2 tRNA genes and 2 rRNA genes are annotated in these 5,105 nt (G+C 51.3%); all 4 read right to left on the bottom strand.

Annotated elements, in window-relative coordinates:
• Nucleotides 1–80: 80 nt before the first annotated feature.
• The 4 genes from AC1RCO_RS31130 to AC1RCO_RS31145 all read right to left on the bottom strand — a co-directional run bounded on the left by AC1RCO_RS31130 (nt 81) and on the right by AC1RCO_RS31145 (nt 5,030).
• Nucleotides 81–2,972 (bottom strand): 23S ribosomal RNA (locus AC1RCO_RS31130).
• A gap of 233 nt (nt 2,973–3,205) precedes the next feature.
• Nucleotides 3,206–3,281: transfer RNA gene (locus tag AC1RCO_RS31135), tRNA-Ala, on the bottom strand.
• Between the two features lie 10 nt (nt 3,282–3,291).
• Nucleotides 3,292–3,368, bottom strand: a tRNA-Ile gene (locus AC1RCO_RS31140).
• Between the two features lie 123 nt (nt 3,369–3,491).
• Nucleotides 3,492–5,030 (bottom strand): 16S ribosomal RNA (locus AC1RCO_RS31145).
• Together the 16S and 23S rRNA genes with 2 tRNA genes alongside form the textbook arrangement of a ribosomal RNA operon.
• Nucleotides 5,031–5,105: the final 75 nt, after the last annotated feature.

A 5,105-nucleotide genomic window follows, 5' to 3' on the forward strand; every position in this document is an offset into this window, starting at 1 on the left:
TTTGTGTGTTCGCAAACTTTCGGTTTGTATCGTCTTCACACACCGCAACTCGCTTCTTAAGCAAATTGCTTGGGTGTTATATGGTCAAGCCTCACGGGCAATTAGTATTGGTTAGCTCAACGCCTCACAGCGCTTACACACCCAACCTATCAACGTCGTAGTCTTCGACGGCCCTTTAGGGAACTCAAGGTTCCAGTGAGATCTCATCTTGAGGCAAGTTTCCCGCTTAGATGCTTTCAGCGGTTATCTTTTCCGAACATAGCTACCCGGCAATGCCACTGGCGTGACAACCGGAACACCAGAGGTTCGTCCACTCCGGTCCTCTCGTACTAGGAGCAGCCCCTCTCAAATCTCAAACGTCCACGGCAGATAGGGACCGAACTGTCTCACGACGTTCTAAACCCAGCTCGCGTACCACTTTAAATGGCGAACAGCCATACCCTTGGGACCGGCTTCAGCCCCAGGATGTGATGAGCCGACATCGAGGTGCCAAACACCGCCGTCGATATGAACTCTTGGGCGGTATCAGCCTGTTATCCCCGGAGTACCTTTTATCCGTTGAGCGATGGCCCTTCCATACAGAACCACCGGATCACTAAGACCTACTTTCGTACCTGCTCGACGTGTCTGTCTCGCAGTCAAGCGCGCTTTTGCCTTTATACTCTACGACCGATTTCCGACCGGTCTGAGCGCACCTTCGTACTCCTCCGTTACTCTTTAGGAGGAGACCGCCCCAGTCAAACTACCCACCATACACTGTCCTCGATCCGGATAACGGACCTGAGTTAGAACCTCAAAGTTGCCAGGGTGGTATTTCAAGGATGGCTCCACGCAAACTGGCGTTCACGCTTCAAAGCCTCCCACCTATCCTACACAAGCAAATTCAAAGTCCAGTGCAAAGCTATAGTAAAGGTTCACGGGGTCTTTCCGTCTAGCCGCGGATACACTGCATCTTCACAGCGATTTCAATTTCACTGAGTCTCGGGTGGAGACAGCGCCGCCATCGTTACGCCATTCGTGCAGGTCGGAACTTACCCGACAAGGAATTTCGCTACCTTAGGACCGTTATAGTTACGGCCGCCGTTTACCGGGGCTTCGATCAAGAGCTTCGCGTTAGCTAACCCCATCAATTAACCTTCCGGCACCGGGCAGGCGTCACACCCTATACGTCCACTTTCGTGTTTGCAGAGTGCTGTGTTTTTAATAAACAGTCGCAGCGGCCTGGTATCTTCGACCGGCATGAGCTTACGGAGCAAGTCCTTCACCCTCACCGGCGCACCTTCTCCCGAAGTTACGGTGCCATTTTGCCTAGTTCCTTCACCCGAGTTCTCTCAAGCGCCTTGGTATTCTCTACCCAACCACCTGTGTCGGTTTGGGGTACGGTTCCTAGTTATCTGAAGCTTAGAAGCTTTTCTTGGAAGCATGGCATCAACCACTTCGTCACCTAAAAGGTAACTCGTCATCAGCTCTCGGCCTTAGAATCCCGGATTTACCTAAGATTCCAGCCTACCACCTTAAACTTGGACAACCAACGCCAAGCTGGCCTAGCCTTCTCCGTCCCTCCATCGCAATAACTAGAAGTACAGGAATATTAACCTGTTTTCCATCGACTACGCTTTTCAGCCTCGCCTTAGGGACCGACTAACCCTGCGTCGATTAACGTTGCGCAGGAAACCTTGGTCTTTCGGCGTGGGTGTTTTTCACACCCATTGTCGTTACTCATGTCAGCATTCGCACTTCTGATACCTCCAGCAAGCTTCTCAACTCACCTTCACAGGCTTACAGAACGCTCCTCTACCGCATCACTTACGTGATACCCGTAGCTTCGGTGTATGGTTTGAGCCCCGTTACATCTTCCGCGCAGGCCGACTCGACTAGTGAGCTATTACGCTTTCTTTAAAGGGTGGCTGCTTCTAAGCCAACCTCCTAGCTGTCTAAGCCTTCCCACATCGTTTCCCACTTAACCATAACTTTGGGACCTTAGCTGACGGTCTGGGTTGTTTCCCTTTTCACGACGGACGTTAGCACCCGCCGTGTGTCTCCCATGCTCGGCACTTGTAGGTATTCGGAGTTTGCATCGGTTTGGTAAGTCGGGATGACCCCCTAGCCGAAACAGTGCTCTACCCCCTACAGTGATACATGAGGCGCTACCTAAATAGCTTTCGAGGAGAACCAGCTATCTCCGAGCTTGATTAGCCTTTCACTCCGATCCACAGGTCATCCGCTAACTTTTCAACGGTAGTCGGTTCGGTCCTCCAGTCAGTGTTACCTAACCTTCAACCTGCCCATGGATAGATCGCCCGGTTTCGGGTCTATTCCCAGCGACTAGACGCCCTATTAAGACTCGCTTTCGCTACGCCTCCCCTATTCGGTTAAGCTTGCCACTGAAAATAAGTCGCTGACCCATTATACAAAAGGTACGCAGTCACAGAACAAAGTCTGCTCCCACTGCTTGTACGCATACGGTTTCAGGATCTATTTCACTCCCCTCTCCGGGGTTCTTTTCGCCTTTCCCTCACGGTACTAGTTCACTATCGGTCAGTCAGTAGTATTTAGCCTTGGAGGATGGTCCCCCCATATTCAGACAAGGTTTCTCGTGCCCCGTCCTACTCGATTTCATGACTAAGAGATTTTCGCGTACAGGGCTATCACCCACTATGGCCGCACTTTCCAGAGCGTTCCGCTAATCTCAAAGCCACTTAAGGGCTAGTCCCCGTTCGCTCGCCACTACTAAGGGAATCTCGGTTGATTTCTTTTCCTCAGGGTACTTAGATGTTTCAGTTCCCCTGGTTCGCCTCTTGCACCTATGTATTCAGTACAAGATAACCATCTTATGATGGCTGGGTTCCCCCATTCAGAGATCTCCGGATCAAAGTCTGTTTGCCGACTCCCCGAAGCTTATCGCAGGCTACCACGTCTTTCATCGCCTCTGACTGCCAAGGCATCCACCGTATGCGCTTCTTCACTTGACCATATAACCCCAAGCAATCTGGTTATACTATGAAGACGACATTCGCCGAAAATTTGCATTCTTAATTAAAAGAGAACTCACAAATTTTACCTTAGCCTGATCCGTTACCAGTGAAAGTAACGTTCAGTCTATCTTTCTATCACATACCCAAATTTTTAAAGAACGATCTAATCAAAAGACTAGAAATCAACATTCAAAGTGAATGCTCATTTCTAAGCTTTCAGAAGCAGTTTATGGTGGAGCCAAGCGGGATCGAACCGCTGACCTCCTGCGTGCAAGGCAGGCGCTCTCCCAGCTGAGCTATGGCCCCATAACAAAATTGGTGGGTCTGGGCAGATTCGAACTGCCGACCTCACCCTTATCAGGGGTGCGCTCTAACCAACTGAGCTACAGACCCAATTTCGAGCTTGTAACTGTTAGCTTGGAGCTATCAGCTTGGAGCTTAAAGCTGCTTCTATCGTCTTCTTCAATGAATCAAGCAATTCGTGTGGGAGCTTATGAAGCAGCTGATGTCGTCGATTAAGGAGGTGATCCAGCCGCAGGTTCCCCTACGGCTACCTTGTTACGACTTCACCCCAGTCATGAATCACACCGTGGTAACCGTCCTCCCGAAGGTTAGACTAGCTACTTCTGGTGCAACCCACTCCCATGGTGTGACGGGCGGTGTGTACAAGGCCCGGGAACGTATTCACCGCGACATTCTGATTCGCGATTACTAGCGATTCCGACTTCACGCAGTCGAGTTGCAGACTGCGATCCGGACTACGATCGGTTTTATGGGATTAGCTCCACCTCGCGGCTTGGCAACCCTTTGTACCGACCATTGTAGCACGTGTGTAGCCCAGGCCGTAAGGGCCATGATGACTTGACGTCATCCCCACCTTCCTCCGGTTTGTCACCGGCAGTCTCCTTAGAGTGCCCACCATAACGTGCTGGTAACTAAGGACAAGGGTTGCGCTCGTTACGGGACTTAACCCAACATCTCACGACACGAGCTGACGACAGCCATGCAGCACCTGTCTCAATGTTCCCGAAGGCACCAATCTATCTCTAGAAAGTTCATTGGATGTCAAGGCCTGGTAAGGTTCTTCGCGTTGCTTCGAATTAAACCACATGCTCCACCGCTTGTGCGGGCCCCCGTCAATTCATTTGAGTTTTAACCTTGCGGCCGTACTCCCCAGGCGGTCAACTTAATGCGTTAGCTGCGCCACTAAGAGCTCAAGGCTCCCAACGGCTAGTTGACATCGTTTACGGCGTGGACTACCAGGGTATCTAATCCTGTTTGCTCCCCACGCTTTCGCACCTCAGTGTCAGTATCAGTCCAGGTGGTCGCCTTCGCCACTGGTGTTCCTTCCTATATCTACGCATTTCACCGCTACACAGGAAATTCCACCACCCTCTACCATACTCTAGCTTGCCAGTTTTGGATGCAGTTCCCAGGTTGAGCCCGGGGCTTTCACATCCAACTTAACAAACCACCTACGCGCGCTTTACGCCCAGTAATTCCGATTAACGCTTGCACCCTCTGTATTACCGCGGCTGCTGGCACAGAGTTAGCCGGTGCTTATTCTGTCGGTAACGTCAAAACAATCACGTATTAGGTAACTGCCCTTCCTCCCAACTTAAAGTGCTTTACAATCCGAAGACCTTCTTCACACACGCGGCATGGCTGGATCAGGCTTTCGCCCATTGTCCAATATTCCCCACTGCTGCCTCCCGTAGGAGTCTGGACCGTGTCTCAGTTCCAGTGTGACTGATCATCCTCTCAGACCAGTTACGGATCGTCGCCTTGGTGAGCCATTACCTCACCAACTAGCTAATCCGACCTAGGCTCATCTAATAGCGTGAGGTCCGAAGATCCCCCACTTTCTCCCGTAGGACGTATGCGGTATTAGCGCCCGTTTCCGGACGTTATCCCCCACTACTAGGCAGATTCCTAGGCATTACTCACCCGTCCGCCGCTCGCCACCAGGTACAAGTACCCGTGCTGCCGCTCGACTTGCATGTGTTAGGCCTGCCGCCAGCGTTCAATCTGAGCCATGATCAAACTCTTCAGTTCAAACATCTTTGGGTTTTGAGAAAACCCTAAACTTGGCTCAGCAATCGTTGGTTACATCTTTGATTTCTCGCGGAG

It is taken from the genome of Pseudomonas sp. GW823-FHT03E05 (assembly GCF_058796855.1).